Source organism: Rhizobium sp. WYCCWR10014 (assembly GCF_001657485.1).
Classification (GTDB): Bacteria; Pseudomonadota; Alphaproteobacteria; order Rhizobiales; family Rhizobiaceae; genus Rhizobium.
This window is the reverse complement of record NZ_LXFU01000037.1, coordinates 501,839-519,297: the sequence shown is the minus strand read 5'-3', so window position 1 is coordinate 519,297 and position 17,459 is coordinate 501,839. Positions and strand designations below refer to the sequence as shown.

General features: G+C 61.4%; 16 protein-coding genes. 9 read left to right on the top strand and 7 right to left on the bottom strand.

Going from position 1 to position 17,459, the window contains the following annotated elements:
• Positions 1-113 precede the first annotated feature (113 nt).
• Entirely contained in the window at positions 114-3,515 is a 3,402-nt protein-coding gene (locus A6U98_RS19330) for a response regulator (protein ID WP_064652038.1), read from the top strand.
• Here the strand turns inward: A6U98_RS19330 and mnmD are convergent.
• A complete protein-coding gene (gene mnmD, locus A6U98_RS19325) occupies positions 3,509-4,252 on the bottom strand; it encodes a tRNA (5-methylaminomethyl-2-thiouridine)(34)-methyltransferase MnmD (RefSeq protein WP_064652037.1) in 744 nt (247 codons plus the stop codon). The two genes, A6U98_RS19330 and mnmD, sit on opposite strands and share 7 nt — an antisense overlap.
• On the opposite strand from mnmD, the gene A6U98_RS19320 reads away from it, so the two are divergent.
• The 8 genes from A6U98_RS19320 (at position 4,251) to A6U98_RS19285 (ending at position 9,752) form a co-directional block, all read left to right on the top strand.
• Positions 4,251-5,429, top strand: coding sequence for an FAD-binding oxidoreductase (locus A6U98_RS19320; RefSeq protein WP_064652036.1), 1,179 nt, complete (start codon positions 4,251-4,253; stop codon positions 5,427-5,429). The two genes, mnmD and A6U98_RS19320, sit on opposite strands and share 2 nt — an antisense overlap.
• A gap of 114 nt (positions 5,430-5,543) precedes the next feature.
• Positions 5,544-6,251 carry a DUF1045 domain-containing protein gene (locus A6U98_RS19315; RefSeq protein WP_064652035.1) on the top strand — a complete coding sequence of 236 codons (708 nt, stop codon included), beginning with the start codon at positions 5,544-5,546 and terminating at the stop codon, positions 6,249-6,251.
• A 115-nt stretch (positions 6,252-6,366) separates the two neighbouring features.
• Positions 6,367-7,290 (top strand): allantoinase PuuE, encoded by a 924-nt coding sequence (gene puuE, locus A6U98_RS19310; protein ID WP_064652034.1) that lies wholly within the window; start codon positions 6,367-6,369, stop codon positions 7,288-7,290.
• Complete coding sequence (gene uraD / locus A6U98_RS19305; protein WP_064652033.1) at positions 7,290-7,790, top strand: 2-oxo-4-hydroxy-4-carboxy-5-ureidoimidazoline decarboxylase; 501 nt, start codon at positions 7,290-7,292, stop codon at positions 7,788-7,790. The genes puuE and uraD overlap by 1 nt, the downstream gene beginning before the upstream one ends.
• The gene (locus A6U98_RS19300; protein WP_064652032.1) at positions 7,787-8,149 is read left to right on the top strand and encodes a HepT-like ribonuclease domain-containing protein; all 363 of its coding nucleotides are present in this window, start codon (positions 7,787-7,789) and stop codon (positions 8,147-8,149) included. Before uraD ends, A6U98_RS19300 begins: the two co-directional genes overlap by 4 nt.
• Positions 8,150-8,154: 5 nt before the next feature.
• Entirely contained in the window at positions 8,155-8,655 is a 501-nt protein-coding gene (locus tag A6U98_RS19295) for an ureidoglycolate lyase (RefSeq protein WP_064652031.1), read from the top strand.
• On the top strand, positions 8,652-9,008 hold the full coding sequence (uraH, locus tag A6U98_RS19290; protein ID WP_064652030.1) for a hydroxyisourate hydrolase: 357 nt from the start codon (positions 8,652-8,654) through the stop codon (positions 9,006-9,008). The genes A6U98_RS19295 and uraH overlap by 4 nt, the downstream gene beginning before the upstream one ends.
• A 3-nt stretch (positions 9,009-9,011) precedes the next feature.
• On the top strand, positions 9,012-9,752 hold the full coding sequence (locus A6U98_RS19285) for a metallophosphoesterase family protein (protein ID WP_064652029.1): 741 nt from the start codon (positions 9,012-9,014) through the stop codon (positions 9,750-9,752).
• Positions 9,753-9,886: 134 nt separating this feature from the next.
• Here A6U98_RS19285 and A6U98_RS19280 read toward each other — a convergent pair whose 3' ends face one another.
• The 6 genes from A6U98_RS19280 to A6U98_RS19255 form a co-directional block, all read right to left on the bottom strand.
• Complete coding sequence (locus A6U98_RS19280; RefSeq protein ID WP_064652028.1) at positions 9,887-11,644, bottom strand: flotillin domain-containing protein; 1,758 nt, start codon at positions 11,642-11,644, stop codon at positions 9,887-9,889.
• On the bottom strand, positions 11,641-12,288 hold the full coding sequence (locus A6U98_RS19275) for an OB-fold-containig protein (RefSeq protein ID WP_064652027.1): 648 nt from the start codon (positions 12,286-12,288) through the stop codon (positions 11,641-11,643). Before A6U98_RS19275 ends, A6U98_RS19280 begins: the two co-directional genes overlap by 4 nt.
• A gap of 4 nt (positions 12,289-12,292) precedes the next feature.
• A complete protein-coding gene (locus tag A6U98_RS19270) occupies positions 12,293-13,450 on the bottom strand; it encodes a PspA/IM30 family protein (protein ID WP_064652026.1) in 1,158 nt (385 codons plus the stop codon).
• 130 nt (positions 13,451-13,580) lie between these two features.
• The gene (locus A6U98_RS19265; RefSeq protein WP_064652025.1) at positions 13,581-14,723 is read right to left on the bottom strand and encodes an alpha-hydroxy acid oxidase; all 1,143 of its coding nucleotides are present in this window, start codon (positions 14,721-14,723) and stop codon (positions 13,581-13,583) included.
• Positions 14,724-14,844: 121 nt separating this feature from the next.
• Positions 14,845-16,155 carry a guanine deaminase gene (guaD, locus tag A6U98_RS19260; protein ID WP_064652024.1) on the bottom strand — a complete coding sequence of 437 codons (1,311 nt, stop codon included), beginning with the start codon at positions 16,153-16,155 and terminating at the stop codon, positions 14,845-14,847.
• Positions 16,152-17,390 carry a urate hydroxylase PuuD gene (locus tag A6U98_RS19255; RefSeq protein ID WP_064652023.1) on the bottom strand — a complete coding sequence of 413 codons (1,239 nt, stop codon included), beginning with the start codon at positions 17,388-17,390 and terminating at the stop codon, positions 16,152-16,154. Before A6U98_RS19255 ends, guaD begins: the two co-directional genes overlap by 4 nt.
• Positions 17,391-17,459: the final 69 nt, after the last annotated feature.

Sequence of the window (17,459 nt, the reverse complement as noted above, 5' to 3'; positions counted from 1 at the left end):
GTGAGCCGGCTCGTAAAATTCCGCTATCGAAATTTATGGTTAAAACCTTGTTAAAAGCCTTGGCGTTATAGTTTTTGTAGTCGATATTTCATTCATTGCGGGAGCGATATTTTTTGAAATCAGCCGGGGAACTTCTGGAGTTGGCTTGCCGCCGGATCGCTGATCTGGATACCCCGGCCTATGTCAAGAACAGCGACCTGCGTTATATCGCCGTCAACGAGGCTTATGCCCGTTTTCTAGGTCGCGAAATCTCCGATTTCATCGGCAGGCGCAGCCGCGAGCTCCTCGACCGTCCCGAGGAAGAGGATCGTGAGGACAAGGAGCGCCGCGCGCTGGTATTCGGCACCGAGGAGAACGCCATCTGCTTCGATGCGGCGGGTGTCGGCCATGAGCGCATCCAGATCGAAAGCTTCTCACCGTCGCCGGAGCGGGCCTATGTGCTCGGCATCTTCGAAGTGCGCGAGCCGCCGCGTCGGGCGATTGGCGACGCTGGGATCGCTGGCGACCCTCGGATGACTAGCGCCGCCGGTGTCGCCGCCGATTTCGCTCGCGTACGCGAGGCGCTGGAACAGCACGACCATCCGATCGGCATCTTTGCCGAAGATGGCCGGCCGCTGATCGTCAACGCCGCCTATCGCAACGACGCAAAGCCTGCGGCTGTCAGCGACGCGGCCTGGCACGAGAGCGTCAATGAGCTCGACCTGCTGCGGACCATCCTGGAGGATCTACCGGTCGCAGCCTTTGTGCGCGACGAGAAGCATCGCCTCGTCTATGCCAATCAATATTACGAGACCTTCAGCGGTCATAGCCGTTCTCGGGTCCTTGGGATGACCGAACACGAAATGTTCGGTCCGGACGGGGGCGAAGCGATCTACCAGGAAAACCTGCTGGCGTTGCAGGGAGGCCAGTCGAAGGAGATCGAAAGCCTGCTGCCGAGCAAGGACGGCCATATCTATTCCGTCCTCTCGCGCGTCAACCGCGTCGTGACAGCGGATGGTCGGCCCTATGTCGTCGGCTCCTTTTCAGACATCTCGCCACTCAAGGAACGAGAGAAGGCGCTGATCGAGGCGCAGAAGCAGGAAGAGGCGCTGCACCGGGATATCGAGAATATCCTACGCTCGCTTCCGATCGGCGTGCTGATTCTCGATAACGACCACCGAATCCTCTCCGTCAACGACGAGTTCTACAGCATCTGGGAGTTGCCGCTCGACGATCCCTTCGACGGTCGCCCCTTCATCGACGTCATCCGCCGTAATTATGAGCTCGGTCGCTACGACGGCACGCAGACGCCCGAGGAGATCTACGCTTTCCGCAAGCACCTGTTCGAAACCGAGGAGCCCGAGCCGATCGAGCTTGGCTGGGCGGGTGGCAAATCCGTCATTTTCGACAGCCGCCGTATCTCAAATGACCGGATCCTGCTGACCTATGCCGACATCACGGCCGTGCGTGAACGGGAAAACGAAGTCCACGAGGCCCGCGCCGCGCTGGAGCATCTCGGCGAATTGATGCGCGATGCGACACACGCCATGCCGCAGGGCCTCGCCATCGTCCAGGACGGCATTATCAGGATGTCTAATGAGGCGCTGGCTCATATCCTGGAGATTCCCGCCACCTATATCGAGACCGGGCAAGGTTGGCTCGGCATGTTCGAATTCTGCGCGGCGCGCGGCGATTTTCACGAGGACGCGGCCGAGATTCTGCAGGGTTGGCGCGACAATATCGCGGCCAGATTGCCGATCTCCACGGCCTTCCATGTCGGCGGCGAGCGCTGGGTGAACATGGATGCGACGGTCAGCCGAGGACAGCATTGGGTGGCGCTATTTACCGACGTCACCGAACTCAAGAGCCGCGAAGAGGAACTGCGCCAGCTGCTGTCGCGCGCTGAAGCCGCCGACCGCGCCAAATCCGAATTCCTTGCCAATATGAGCCACGAGATTCGCACACCGATGAACGGCGTGCTTGGGATGGCGGAACTGCTTGCCAAGACCAATCTTGATACGCGCCAGAAGACCTTTGTCGATATCATCGTCAAGTCGGGCAATGCGCTGCTGACGATCATCAACGATATCCTCGACTTCTCGAAGATCGATGCCGGGCAGATGAAACTGCGCAAAGCCGCCTTCGATATCACCGAAGCGGTGGAGGACGTAGCGACACTCTTGTCCTCGCACGCCGCCGAGAAGAACATCGAGCTCTTGGTGCGAGCCGCGCCCGATTTGCCCGCCGCGATCATTGGCGACGCCGGGCGCTTCCGCCAGATCGTCACCAATCTCGTCGGCAACGCCGTTAAGTTTACCGAGCGCGGCCATGTCTTTGTCGATGTCGGCTTCCTGCCGGCTGCCGGCGGTGAGATCATGGCGAGCATCCGCATCGAGGATACTGGTATCGGCATTCCGCCGGAGAAGCTCGAATCGGTCTTCGACAAGTTCTCGCAGGTGGACGCCTCATCGACCCGGCGGCACGAGGGAACCGGCCTCGGCCTTGCGATTACCGCCGGGCTCGTCGACCTCTTCGGCGGTTATCTCAATGTCGAGAGCGAATGGGGCAAGGGTTCGGTCTTCACCGTCAACCTGCCGTTTGCGGTCGCGGCCGCCCGCCTTGAACCGAAGCCGTTGCCGATCAACGTGCAGGGTGCACGCATCCTCGTCGTCGACGACAACGAAGTGAACCGGCGAATCCTCACCGAGCAGCTGTCTCTTTGGGGCTTCGACGGCGTGGCCGCCGAAGGCGGCGGTACCGGTCTTGCGATTCTGGAGGCGGCGGCCAATCTCGGCGTCACCGTGGATGCCGTCGTGCTCGATTATCATATGCCCGACATGAACGGCGCCGATGTCGCGCGCAGGCTACGCGCCGATCCCCGCTTCGTCGAACTGCCGATCATCTTCCTGACGTCGATGGATATTTCCGGCACGGAAAAGGAATTCGCGGCGTTGAATGGCCACGCGCATCTGATGAAGCCGGCGCGCGCCAACGTGCTGCGCAACACCGTCGTCGAGGTGGTGCGCGCCAGCCGCGTCAAGCAGGCTTCCGAGGCCGAGATTGCGCGGTTGCAGACGGAAGCGGCGGCGCCAGCGAAGACGCCAGCACCCGTGCCGCAGAAGCGGGCAGCTGAATTCGTCGATGTGCTCGTCGCCGAGGACAACGAGGTCAACCAGATCGTCTTCACGCAGATCCTGCAGGGAACGGGCCTTTCCTTCCTCGTCGTCGAGAATGGCGAGGAGGCGGTCGCCGCCTGGGAGCGGCATACGCCGCGCATCATCATGATGGACGTCTCGATGCCCGTCATGAACGGCCATCAGGCGACGCAGATGATCCGCGAACGGGAAAAGGGGCAGGGCCAGCGGGTGCCGATCATCGGCGTCACCGCCCATGCGCTCGAAAGCGACCGCGAGCTCTGCCTCGATGCCGGCATGGACGACTATATGTCGAAGCCGATCAGCCCCGAACTGCTCGAGGAAAAAATCCGCCAGTGGCTCGGAACGAGCGAGCAGCAGCCGGAGCGCACCAGCTACTGATCTGCGCGCTGACTGGGGGATGCCTTGATGCCACAGAGCATTTCGCGCTTGCCGGCGAAGCCCTGGCGGCGTTCGACGGCAAAACCCGCGGCGATGAGATTGCGGCGCACGAAGCCGGCCGCCGCATAGGTGGCGAAGGTGCCGCCGGCTGCGCTTTTCTCGCAGACGAGCCGCATCAGTTCCTCCGACCACATATCGCTGTTGCGCGACGGGGCGAAGCCGTCGAGATACCAGGCGTCGAAGTCGTCTTCGGCTGCCGCGACGCCGTCCAAGGCATAGCCGCATACGACGCTGAGCGTCGTCTGGGCGTCGAGATCGAGTCGCACGATACCGGCCGGTATTTCCGGCCAAGCCGCCGTCAGCACCGGACGTTCGGCATCGATCTCCGGCCAGTGCGACAGCGCCCGGCCGATTTCTTCGCCGCGCATCGGGTGGAGTTCGAAGGAGGTGAAATGCAGGTGTTGGCCGTCTGCACGGTGGAGCTTCCATTGTCGCCACGTTTCGGCGAAATTCAGGCCGGTGCCGAAGCCGAGTTCTCCGATCCGGAATCTCTGCCGCCCGTTCCAGCGTTCCGGCAGGCCGTTACCGGCGAGAAAAACGTGGCCGCATTCCAGCCGCCCATCGGTCTGGCAATAAAAGTGATCGCCAAAGGCGGTGGAATAGGGCATATCGCCGTCGCGCCATTCGAGCGGCTGCGGCGCGCCCGCGCTAATCTGATCGGGGTTCACGTCTGTCATGGAAAAAGCCGATAGTCCTGCGCCGGTCTCAGGTCAATCGTCCTCAGAGTTGCTGATCGTCGGTGGCGGCATCATGGGTCTCTGGGCAGCCGTCCATGCCGAGCGCCGGGGCATCCGGACTCTGATCAGCGACGCCGGCAGATTGGGCCAAGGTGCAAGCGGCGGCCTGCTCGGCGCGCTGATGCCGCATATGCCGGACCGGTGGTCGGAGAAGAAGCAGTTCCAATTCGATGCGCTGGTCTCGCTCGAAGCCGAGATCGCAGCGCTCGAAGCCGAGACCGGACTTTCCGCTGGCTACCGCCGTTCCGGACGGCTGATCCCGCTGCCGAAGCCGCATCTCAACACAATAGCGCGCGGCCATTTCGAGGACGCCGAACGCCATTGGCGGGCGGGCGACCGCCGCTTCCACTGGCATGTGCTCGACGGGCCTGATGTAGACGGTTGGATCGAGCCGTCTGCCGGCGCGAGCGGCTTCGTCCACGACACGCTCGCCGCCCGCGTTGCGCCCCGCTTGCTGATCGCAGCGCTTATCGCCTTCCTGCGGCGAGCAAAGCATGTTCGTATCCTGGAGCATGCGACGGTTGCCGGCCTTGACCCTGATCGCGGCACGACCGAAATCAACGGTGAAACGATCGCTTTCAGTCACTGCATCCTGGCCGCCGGCCATCGCTCCTTTCCATTGCTCCAAGAACTGACACCGGGGCTGAAACAACCACTCGGCCAACCGGTCAAGGGGCAGGCGGCATTATTGAAAGCCGATATCGACCCGGCGCTTCCGACGATCTTCCTCGACGGGCTTTATGTCGTCGCGCATGAAGGCGGACACGCGGCAATCGGCAGCACCAGTGAGAACCGTTTTAACGATCCCGCGTCGACCGACGCCCAGCTCGACGTGCTGATCGAGGCGGCGCGCGGCATCGTGCCACCCCTTCGCGACGCCCCCGTTGTCGAGCGCTGGGCCGGGCTTCGCCCGAAGGCGATTGACCGGGATCCGATGATCGGCCGCCATCCCGATCACCCGCACCTGATCGCGCTGACCGGCGGCTTCAAGGTCAGCTTTGGCCTCGCCCACCGGCTGGCGGAGGCGGCGATATGTATCGCAGGCGATACAGACTGCGGATTTTTGCTGCCGGAAAGCTTCGGAATTTCAAGCCACATCGCGGCAGCTTCACGTTAAACGTGAATTATACGCCGCTGCGTTTCGTTATTCTGTCATGCAAATCACCTATCTGCTTGCGCATCGACAGCGCCGGATCTCAACGGCGCTCACTTCCTTGATGGAGGAAATTGCATGCGCTATGCCATTTGCTTCACGCCTCCGGCGGGCGACCCGCTGTCGCTCGTGGCCGCCAATTGGCTTGGCCGAAACGTGTTTTCGGGCGATATGATGGAGCCTCCGGCAGTTCGTGGCCTTGGTATTCACGAGATCGCCTTCCATACCGCCGTACCGCGGCGCTACGGTTTTCACGGTGTTTTGAAGGCGCCCTTTCATCTGTCCCACGACATGCCCGAATCGCAACTCCTACGCGATCTGATGCGTTTTTCCGGGACCTTCGTTCCCTTTCAGATTCCGCGTATCGAAGTCGCCCGGCTCGGCAATTTCTACAGCCTGCTGCCGAGCACTCCCTGCGAGCAGATCCAGTATCTCGCTTCGGCGATCGTGCAGGAATTCGATCGTTTTCGCGCACCGCTCAGCGAGGCCGAGATCGAACGCAGCGATCCGGACGGGCTGTCGGCGACGCAATTTTCCAATCTGCATCGCTGGGGCAATCCCTATGTGATGGAGGAGTTCCGCTTTCATATGCCTGTGACAGGCCCCGTCAACGCGATCGACATGCCGCGCATCGAGCCGGTGTTGCGGACCATCTTCGAGCCTGTCCTCTGCGAACCTGTGACGGTTTCGAACGTGGCGCTGATGATCGAGGAGGGCACTGGCGGTCCTTTCCGCGTTCATTCGCTGCATCCGATGGGCAAGGTCAGCGCGCGCAAAATCGCCTAAGGATGCTGATGAGCTAAAGGCTTGTGCTGCAAAGGCAAAATCCGGCGGAGCAGTTTCCGTCTCGACATTCCGGCTGCGGATGCTACCGTTCCCCGTCTTTTCAGAAGGTGATTTGATGGTATCCGAGACCTATCCGCGCAATCTCGTTGGTTACGGGCGTCTAACGCCCGATCCGAAATGGCCGGACGAGGCACGCGTCGCCGTGCAGTTCGTCATCAATTACGAGGAGGGCGGCGAAAGCTCGATCCTCGACGGCGATCCGGCTTCGGAAAACCTGCTGTCGGAGATCGTCGGCGCGGCCGCCTGGCCAGGGCAGCGCAACCTCAACATGGAGTCGATCTATGAGTATGGTTCGCGTGCAGGCTTCTGGCGGCTCTGGCGGATGTTCACCGATCTCAAGGTGCAGGCAACTGTCTACGGCGTGACGCTTGCGATGGCCCGCAACCCCGAGGCCGTTGCCGCGATGAAAGAGGCCGGGTGGGAGATCGCCAGCCACGGCTACCGATGGCTGGAATACAAGGATTTTCCGGAAGATCTGGAGCGCAAGCATATCCTCGAAGCCGTACGCTTGCACACCGAACTCACCGGCGAGCGGCCTTACGGCATGTACCAGGGCAAGCCTTCCGACAATACGCTTCGGCTGGTGCAGGAGGAGGGCGGTTTCCTCTATTCCTCCGATTCCTATGCCGACGACCTGCCCTACTGGGTGAAGGGCGTCGACGGGAAACCCTTCCTGATTATCCCCTATACGCTCGAAACCAACGACATGCGTTTTGCAACGCCACAGGGCTTCAATGCCGGCGATCAGTTCTTCACCTATCTGAAGGATGCCTTCGACACACTCTATGAGGAAGGCATGGCGGGCAGTCCGAAGATGATGTCGGTCGGATTGCATTGCCGCCTCGTCGGACGTCCCGGCCGGGCGGCAGCGCTGAAGCGCTTCATCGAATATGTGCTGAAGCATGACAAGGTCTGGATTCCGCGCCGCATCGAGATCGCCGAGCATTGGCACAAGCACCACCAGCCGGACGCGGTCTGATGATATCGCGCACCGATTTCGTATCCCGCTTCGGCGGCGTCTTCGAGCATTCCCCTTTCATCGCCGAGCGCGTCTATGACGCCGGCAGCGTGACCGAGCCGCTAACGGCATCCGGCGTGCATGCCGCACTCGTTGCCGTCTTCCGTGCGGCAAGCCCGCAGGAACGTCTGGGCGTCTTGCGCGCCCATCCCGATCTTGCCGGCCGTCTCGCCATATCCGGCGAACTCACCGAGGACAGCAGGAAGGAGCAGGCGGGCGCCGGTCTCGATCGCCTGAGCCCGGCCGAGCATGCCCGCTTCACGGCGCTCAATTCGGCCTATGTCGAAAAATTCGGCTTTCCCTTCATCATCGCGGTGAAGGGGCTCGGCAAGGATGACATCCTTTCAGCCTTCGAAACACGCATCGGTAACGGGCAGGACGAGGAATTCGCGACCGCGACGGCGCAGGTCGAAAAGATCGCGCTGCTGCGCCTCACATCCATGTTTCCGGAGGCTGAATGAGCGAGCGGCGCGCTGTCGATTATCTCGACGATATGCAACGGGCGGCATCCGATGCGCTGCTCTTTGTCGGCGGAATGGATGGGGAGGCATTCTCCGGGGATAAACTGATCTTCAAGGCGGTTGCCTTCTGCCATTTCACCATCGGGATGGCAGCATCCCGTCTGCTGGTGACATATCCGGCATTTGCAACCGAACATCCCGATTTGCCGTGGACGAAAATCTGCGGGACGGGCAACCGTATCCTCGACGACGTCTTCGATCTCGATCCCTCGGAAATCTGGGAGGCGACGCAGCGCACGCTGCCGGAGCTTCTTGCCGCGATCGATGGCGTCCTCAACTGGCATGCCCAAGGCGAGTAAGGTAATTGACTGAGTTTCTCGACGTCCGCCCGCTGACCAGATCCACTTTTACGCCCTTCGGCGAGGTGATCGAAGCAGACCCGGCCTCGCTGCGGCTGATCAACGGCGGGACGACGGAGCGTTTCCATGCACTGGCCGCCGCAGAAGTGACAGGTGAGGGCGCACGCGTCATCATCAATCTCTTTCGCGGCCACCCGCGCAGCTTCCCCTACGAGGTCGGCATGATGGAGCGCCATCCCCTCGGCAGCCAGAGTTTCTCGCCGGTCTCTGGCCGTCCTTTTCTCGTCGTCGTCTCCGAGGATGAGAACGGTCGCCCGGGCAGGCCGCAGGTGTTTCAGGCGCGTGGCGACCAGGGCGTGAACTACCGCCGCAACGTCTGGCATCATCCGCTGATGGCGCTCGGCCAAGCCTGTGATTTCCTGGTCGTCGACCGCGACGGCCCGGGCAATAATCTGGAAGAATTCTTCTTTGAAACCCCCTATGTCATCAAAGAGCCAGCCCCATGACCGGACTGACCACGCATGTTCTCGACACCGCTCTCGGCAAGCCGGCCGAAGGCCTGAGGATCGATCTTTTCCAGCTCGACGGCGAGATCCGCAGGCATCTGAAGACGGTCGAGACCAATGCCGACGGCCGGGTCGACGGTGGCCCCATCCTCATTGGCAAAAATTTTCGGGCCGGCACTTATGAACTGGTCTTCCACGCCGGCGACTATCTGAGGGCCAGCGGCACGCCGTTGCCGCATCCGGCCTTCCTCGATCTCGTGCCGATCCGCTTCGGCATTGCTGACGTCACGGCGCACTACCATGTGCCGCTGCTGATTTCGCCGTATGGCTATTCTACCTATCGCGGGAGCTAAAAAATGCGGTTTGCGGCAATTGCCGATATCCACGGAAACCATCTGGCGCTCGAGGCGGTGCTTGCGGATATTCGTGCGCAGGAGATCGATGAGATCGTCAATCTCGGTGATTTCTTCAGCGGCCCGCTCGAGGCCGGCAAGACGGCAGACTTGCTGATGCCGCTCGGGCTGACGTCGGTCCGCGGCAATCATGATCGATACCTGATCGAACAGGACCCGGCGGCGCTGCATGTTTCGGATGCCGCCGCTTATCACCAATTGTCGCCAGCCCATCTCGACTGGATTCGTAGTCTTCCATTCGATACCGTCTATCGCGATGAGGTCTATCTCTGCCATGCGACGCCGAAGGACGACAATCTCTACTGGCTGGAATCCGTTTCGCCGGAGGGTTTCGTCTTCCTGAAGCCGATCGAGGCAATCGAGGCGCTGGCCGACGGCATCGACTTGCCGCTGATCCTTTGCGGCCACAGCCACATCCCCCGCGCTATCAGGCTTTCCGACGGTCGCCTCATCGTCAACCCCGGCAGCGTCGGCTGCGCGGCCTATGACGACGAGCTGCCCTATTACCACAAGGTGGAAGTCGGCCATCCCCTGGCGAGCTACGCCATTCTGGAAAAGACGGCGGCCGGATGGATATGGCAGTTCCGAACCGTCGCCTACGACCATATGGCGATGTCAGCACTGGCCACCGAAAGGGGCCGTGCCGACTGGGCGGGTGCACTGGCAACGGGTTGGGTGAGATAGAGCATGATGCAGAAAAGTGTGTGCGGTTTCGGGCGACATCATGCTCTAACTATTTAGCTTAGAACAGGATTCAGATTTTGGGCCGAACCGGCCTAAAATCATCCTGTTCTAGTCCAGACCCACTTGCGCGGCGATCAGTCTTTCTTTGGTGCCGGCTTCGGGGCCGGAGGAATGATCGTTTGTGTCGGGGCTACGGTCGGTGTTGCGGGCTTCGCGGGGGTTGCGGCGGGCGTTACCGCTCTTGCCGGTCTTGCGCCATCGAGATTTCCAAGAAGGGATGAGATGGCATCGTCGCCCTCGAAGCCGGCTTCCTTCAGCAATTTGTCCAGGATCGGTTTGTTGGCCTGGTAGGAGAGGAGCTGGCCGGCCAGTCCATCGCCGAGCCCGATGCCGTTTCCGCCTGCTGCGCCGTTTCCGCGGCCGAGCATGCCGCCGGTATCGAATATCCTGATATCGGAGATCTTCTCGATCGGCTTGACCGCCTCGGCGAGTGCTTGCGGAATGATGCGGATACGTTCGCGGGTGATCTCGAACTCGATGATAGCAGAGCTCAGCTTGTTGCGAGCGTCGTTGAGCAATGCTTCGCTCTCGGCCGCGGCCTTGCCGGTTTCGAGAATACCCTTGGCCTTGATGATCGCCGCATCCGCCTCGGCAGTCGCGAGCGTCTTGATGGCCTCGGCCTGGTCGCTTGCTGCCTGTTTTTCGGCCTCCGCGCCGACGGTGACGGCGGTTGCTTCCGTCTCGGCTTTCTTGCGCGCATCAATCACGGCAATCTGCTTTTCGCGTTCGGCAATCTCGATCGCCTTGGCGGTGCCGACCTTTTCTTCTGCCGCGATCGCCAGCGCGCGGGCCGTTTCCGCAGCCGCCTTCGCTTCGGATTCTTCACGGCTCTTGTTGGCGACGGCGATGGCGCTTTCCTGTGCCACGATCTGGAGGTCACGCTTGGCCTCGGTTTCGCGTTGCTGGACGGCGCGGGCGGCGTCGATGTTGGCGCTTTCGCGAGCCTGCTTGGCAGATGCCTCGCGTTCGGCGATCGCTTGCTCGGAAGCGATGCGGGCTTCCTCCTCGGCGCGTTTTGCTGCCTGCTCCTGTTGGGCGGTTTCGGCGCGTGTCGCCGCAGATTTGTTGGCGATGTCTCTTTCCTGGCTGAGTTCGGCCTCTCGCTTCGTCCGCTCGATGGTCAGCGATTGCTGGCGGGCCTCGAGATCCTTCTGGGCGATGGCGACTTCGGTATCGCGAACGATCTCGTTTCGCTCCTTCTTGCGTCCCTCGGTGATGCGGGTCAATGCCGCAAGACCCTGCGCGTCGAAGAAGTTGTTGGCGTTGAAATGCTTGATATCGGTCTGGTCGAGGCGTGTCAGCGACACGGATTCGAGCTCGAGGCCGTTCGACTGGAGATCGGCGCCGACAGCTTCCTGCACGGCCTTGACGAAATCCATGCGCTGTTCCTGCAGCGCGTCGAGATTCATCGTCGCGGCCACCGAGCGAAGGCCGTCGACGAATTTCGCCTCGATCAGGATGCGGAGAGCCTCGGCGTCGTTGGTGCGATTTCCGAGCGTCTGGGCGGCAAGCGCAATCGAGGAGGCATCGGGTTTCACGCGGACATAGAACTCGGCGCCGATATCGACGCGCATGCGGTCTTTGGTGATCAGTGCATCGCCTTCGCCGCGGCGAACCTCAAGGCGCAGTGTCTTCAGGTTAACCCGGGCAGTCGAATGGAAGATCGGCAGGACGACCGAACCGCCGTCGAGCACGACCTTCTGGCCGCCGAGACCGGTGCGCACATAGGCCTCATCGCGGCTGGAGCGCGTGTAAAGAGAGGCGAGGACAAAACCGATGCCGAAGATCAGAACAATCCCAATGCCGGCTGGTAGAATAACGTCGTACATCATTGCTGCTCCCTCAAAGATTGATTGTCCGCATCGGCGGGGTCGACCGGCGCGGGAATGGCGATAAACACATTTGCCTTGTGATCGACGAGAAGAACCGAAGCGCCGATCGCGAGCGGACCTTCGCCCTTGGCGGCTCGGGCTCGAAGCACATGCCAGTTTCCATGCTGATCCTTGACGCGGACGCGGCCCGGCAGTCCCTGATCGAGCGGGCCGATCGACACCTCGGCTGTCCGGCCGAGCAAAGCGTCGAGATCGACCGCATAGGTTTCGTCGTGCGGTACGATCCGCGCCACGGTTCTGCTCGATGCCCTGACCATGGGGATGGTTGCCAGCGCGGCAGGTATGACGGCGATGAAGCTTGGCAGCGGCGCCCAGAAGGCGTTGGCGACGGCCTGTAACGCAAAGCCCGTCATCGCGAAGAAGCCGAGCGTCAGCATCATGAGAATCAGCAGCGGAACACCGCCGAGATTGAGCCAGGAAAGGTAAGCCAGGATGCCGTCATGACCATGAACCTCCGGCTTTCCCAGAAATTCCGTCATCGAAAAACCCATGACCATCGCGAGCATCTCGATCGCGGTCAGGCCGACAAGGATCGCTGCGGCGATGGCAAAGGGCGCACATTCAGGGGAAAAAAGGAGTGCCATCGTGTTATCGGTTATCCGCCTTGAAGCGTGCGAGCCGGGCTTCGATTGCCTGTTCGCGGTGCAGTCGGTCCAGTTCGTCCAATTCGGAACTGTGGCCATGCTCGCCAGCCGGAACTCCGGTCAGCCGCGAGACGGCTGCGGCAGCGCGGGCAGCATCTGCACCCGGTGCGGGCTGGCTGTGACCGGTCGCTGCTTGTTCGGGATGCCGGGCGATACTGCGCTTGAAATCGGCAAGGCGAGCGTCCGCCTCGCGGCGCGTGGCGAGCACGGCCTGCAAGGCTTTCTGGCCTTCGTCCACCTGTTCCCTAGCATCGGCCAGCGCCTTATCGAGCGCTGCGATCTGGGATTCGAGATCGATCTGACGGGCGACGCCGGCCTTTGCCAGCTCATCCCGCCCGGAGGAGACGGCGAGGCGGATCTTCTGGTCTAGCGCGTTCATGTCTTCGACGATTTCGTCTCTGCGGCTCTGGATGCGGTATTCCTCCGCGCGCGCCTTACCGAGATCGGTGCGGGCCTCATCAGCCGCCGCATCGATCTCGCGGACCGCCTGTTCGATGACGGCGATCTTGTTTACGCCTTCCGCCTTGTCGATCGCCGCATTCGCGATGCCCGCGATCAGACGGCCCATGCGTGAGAGAATGCCTTCGTTCGTCATGTTTTCCTCCATCCGAGCGGAATTCGGCGTGACGCCGATGTGAATCTCGTAGCGATCCTGGCCCGCAACGAGGTAGGCCGGAAAAATACTCTCCCATCCCCTGGAATAACCCGCGACATCGAAGGGCACGGCAACACGTCCGTGCACCGTGGCGATCGTCAGGTCCGAGGGCCCCTTGATGGCGAAGAGCTTGTCATCGAGCGGCAGATGCGGCGGATCGTCGGTGACGCCGCGATTGGCGGCGAAATCGCGAAGGCCGAGCGTGACCAGCCTTGCCGGCAAGCCCGTCTTCTCTCGGACGGTTTCATAGGCAAGGTCATGCAGGACGACGAGATTGGCGCCCGTCCTGTGGGAGACGAGGCCGGTCAGGATTTCGATCATCCTGAGATAGGCGGCAATGGTGTCGTCCAGCGCCTGCCGGGCACTGTCGTCAGGCGCCAGCGTGTAGCGCAGCTGCGATGGATGCGGTGTCTTGCCTGTGGTTGCCATAGTCAAAACATAAAGCACCGCTTTTGTGCTTTCAAGATGTCGCGCTAAAAATACAACCTAAGCTTAACGTGCGGTTAGAAGGACTGAGACAGCGTCCAGTATCGAGATATTTGGGGAGCCGTTGCTACGTGCGTCGCTGGCGGCAGGTTCACTGCCGTCCTGCGATGATCGACGAATTCACATCGTTGATGTCGCGCCTGCCGCAGAGCGCCATGGTGATGTCCATCTCCTTGCGGATGATGCCGAGCGCCAGCGATACGCCTTCCTTGCCCATGGCGCCGAGACCATAAAGGAAGGGGCGGCCGATATAGGTGCCCTTGGCGCCGAGCGCCACGGCCTTCAGCACGTCCTGGCCGGAGCGGATGCCGCCATCGAGATGGACCTCGATGCGGTCGCCGACGGCATCGACGATCTTCGGCAGCATGCTGATCGAGGAGGGGGCGCCGTCAAGCTGGCGGCCGCCGTGATTGGAGACGACGATCGCATCGGCACCGGTGTCGGCGGCGGCCTTCGCATCCTCCGGATCGAGTATGCCCTTGATGATCAGGGGGCCGCCCCATTGTTCCTTGATCCAGGCGACATCCGCCCAGGACAGCCGAGGGTCGAACTGCTCGTGCGTCCATGCGGACAGCGAGGCGATATTGGTGACATTTTTCGCATGGCCAACGATATTGCCGAAGTTGCGGCGCTTGGTCTGCAGCATGTCCAGGCACCAGAACGGCCGGGTCGCCATCTGCCAGACATGTTTCGGGGTGAATTTCGGCGGCGCCGACAGACCGTTGCGCAGGTCCTTGTGCCGTTGTCCAAGGATCTGTAGGTCGGCCGTCAGCACCAGCGCCGAGCATCCGGCGGCCTTGGCGCGATTGATAAGGTTGAGGACGAAATCCTTGTCCCTCATGACGTAGAGCTGGAACCAGAAGGGACGTGTCGTCGCTGACGCCACGTCCTCGATCGAGCAGATGCTCATCGTCGAAAGCGTGAAGGGAACGCCGAACTCCTCGGCGGCGCGTGCCGCCAGCATCTCGCCATCGGCATGCTGCATGCCGGTCAGTCCGGTCGGCGCCAGGGCCACCGGCATCGACACTTTTTGGCCGATCATCGTCGTTTCCAGCGTGCGGTCGGTCATGTCGACCATTACCCGCTGGCGCAGTTTGATCTGACTGAAATCGCTCTCGTTCGCCGCGTAGGTCGATTCCGTCCAGGCGCCCGAATCCGCATAGTCGAAAAACATCTTCGGCACACGGCGCTGTGCAAGCTTTTTCAGGTCAGCGATGGTGAGCGGAGCGGCCATGAATTGAACCTTCACATCTGAATGCGGCTATCGGCCATAACATGAATTTGGCATGAGTGTTACGGGAAACTGGCCGTGCCAGGCAGCTTTCACGCTCCGATTTCAAGGGCGACGGGGCGTGTCATTGAAGCTCCTTCTTCAACGCAACGCCGCCCACATAGGTCTCGGCGATCGCCCGGTCGTCACCCATCGTCTGCAGCAGGAAAAGCTCCTCGGGCAGCGTCTTCACCACTTCCATCTTCAGCGCCATGGCTGGTGTCGCCGCGGCATCGAGAACGACGAGATCGGCCTCGGTACCCGGTTCCAGCGTGCCGATCCGGTCCGCCAGCGACAGAGCCTCGGCATTGCCGCGGGTCATCAGGTAATAGCTTTCCAGCGGGTTCAGCCGTTCGCCGAGCAGTTGCTGGATCTTGTAGGCCTCGTCCATCGTCCGCAGCATCGAATAGCTGGATCCGCCGCCGATATCGGTCGCCACGCCGATGCGAACCGGCTTTTCGCGCCGCGCCAGCGCCTTCAGCGGAAACAGGCCTGAGCCGAGGAAGAGGTTCGAGGTTGGGCAGTGGACGGCGACGGCACCCACCTCGCTCATGGCATCGGCTTCGCGCTCGGACAGGTGGATGGCGTGGCCGAAGAGGCTTTTCGGCCCGAGCAGGCCGTAGCGGGCGTAGATGTCGGTATAGTCGAGCGCGTCGGGATAGAGTTCGCAGGTGAATTTGATCTCGTCGTGGTTTTCCGAAAGATGCGTCTGGATGTGCAGATCGGGAAATTCGCGGGCAAGGGCTGATGTCGCTTCCATCTGCGCCGGTGTCGAGGTGATGGCGAAGCGCGGGGTGATGGCGACGTGGTTGCGGCCCTTGCCATGCCAGTCCGATATCACCTGGCGGGTCTCGTCATAGCCCATCTCGGGCGTGTCGAGCAGGCCCTGCGGGGCATTGCGGTCCATCATCACCTTGCCGCCGACCATGCGCATATTGCGTCTCATCGCCTCGGCGAAGAAGGCGTCGGCCGAAGTCTTGTGCACGGAGCAATAGGCGACCGCCGTCGTCGTGCCGTGGCGGATCAACTCGTCGTAGAAATGCGTCGCTATCCTCTCGGCATGGGCGCTTTCGACGAAACGGCATTCCTCGGGAAATGTATAGGTATTCAGCCATTCGAGCAGGTTGGCGGCGTAGGAGGCAATCACCTGCATCTGCGGAAAATGCAGATGCATGTCGATGAAGCCGGGCATGATCAGATGCGGGCGGTGGTCAATCTCGACCGTGTCCGCGGCTGCTTTTGCCTTGACCTCGGTATAAGGGCCGATTGCCGTGATCAGCCCATCTTCGACTAACAGGCCGCCATCCTCTTCGTAAAGATAGCTTTGGCTGTCGGCGAGGCTTAGCGGCGCGCGATGGAAAGAAAGCAGGCGGCCGCGCAGGAGTGTCGTCGTCATTGTTTCTTGCCTTCGACTGCGCTCTCGAACCAGGTGACCAGCAGCTTGCGCTCGTCCGGCGTAATGTCGGTGATGTTGCCGGGCGGCATGGCATGGCTGCGGCCCGCCTGTATATAGATCTCACGGGCATGGGCGGCGATTTCCGCGTCGTTTTCGAGCATCACGCCATTGGGTGGCCGCACGATACCCTCATAGACCGGTTCGGCCGCGTGGCACATGGAACAGCGCGTCGAGACCAGTTGCTTGACGGCGGGGAAATGCGGATCGCCGGCGAATTGCTGGAAGGCAGGCGCGACCGCCGCCGCATCGGTTTCGCCGGTCAGCAGCTTCGGCACGGTCGAAAGCCACATGATCAGGATGAAGAGAATGACGGTGACGATCCAGGTCCAGGTCGGCCGGCCCTTCCTGGCATGCGTCGTGTTGAACCAGTGGCGGATGGTGACGCCCATCAGGAAGACGAGAGCCGCGATCACCCAGTTGAACTGCGTACCGAAGGACAGTGGATAATGGTTCGACAGCATGAAGAAGATGACGGGCAGCGTCAGGTAGTTATTGTGTAGCGAACGCTGCTTGGCGACCTGCCCATATTTAGGATCGGGAACCCGTCCGGCGATGAGGTCGGCGACGACGATCTTCTGGTTCGGAATGATGATCATGAAGACGTTGGCCGACATGATCGTCGCGGTGAAGGCGCCGAGATGCAGGAAGGCGGCGCGGCCGGTGAAGAGCTGCGTATAGCCCCAGGCCATGAAGACGAGCACGACATAGAGCACCGCCATCAGTCCCCAGGTGTTCCGCCCGAGCGGCGACTTGCAGAGCAGATCGTAGACGACCCAGCCGAGGGCAAGCGACCCCAGCGAGATCAGGATCGCCGTCGGTGGGCTGATGTCGAGCACATGCCGGTCGATCAGGAAGAGGTCGGCGCCGCCGTAATAGACGATGCACAGCATCAGGAAGCCTGATATCCAGGTGAAATAGCTCTCATATTTGAACCAGGTCAGGTGCTCTGGCATCTGGGCCGGCGCCACCAGATATTTCTGGATATGATAGAAGCCGCCGCCATGGACCTGCCATTCCTCGCCATAGGCGCCGGGTGGCAGATGTGGGCGTTTCACCAGTCCGAGATCGAGCGCGATGAAATAGAAGGACGATCCGATCCAGGCGATCGCAGTAATGACATGGAACCATCGCGCCGCGAAGGCGAGCCATTCCCATGCTATGGCATATTCATACATCGAGTTCCCCTATCTTCCTCCGACTCGTGACATTGCGGAAATTTCGGCGGGGAGGGAAGAGGAGATTGA